Below are 410 nucleotides of genomic sequence, written 5' to 3' on the forward strand. Positions count from 1 at the left end.
CTGGAGGCCGTCGAGCGGGTGTCGGCCAGCCGCGGCCAGGAGGCGCCCGACCTGGCGCTGCTCACCGACGGGCTGCGCGCCGAGCGCGAGCAGGGCATCACCATCGACGTCGCCTACCGCTACTTCGCCACCGCACGGCGCCGGTTCATCCTCGCCGACACCCCCGGCCATGTGCAGTACACCCGCAACATGGTCACCGGCGCGTCCACCGCCGAACTCGCCGTGGTCCTCGTCGACGCCCGCAACGGAGTCGTCGAGCAGACCCGCCGGCACGCCGCCGTCGCCGCGCTGCTGCGCGTCCCGCACGTCGTGCTCGCCGTCAACAAGATGGACCTGGTCGACTACCGGGAGTCCGTCTTCGCCGCGATCGCCGAGGAGTTCACCGCCTACGCCGCCTCGCTCGGCGTCCC

1 protein-coding gene is annotated in these 410 nt (G+C 72.9%); it reads left to right on the top strand.

Annotation, left to right across the window (positions count from 1 at the left end; all coding sequences use genetic code 11):
• On the top strand, nucleotides 1–410 hold a 410-nt coding region (locus tag ACX6XY_RS30090), incomplete at both ends, for a GTP-binding protein (protein WP_460337800.1).

This window comes from Streptomyces sp. O3 (genome assembly GCF_054788135.1).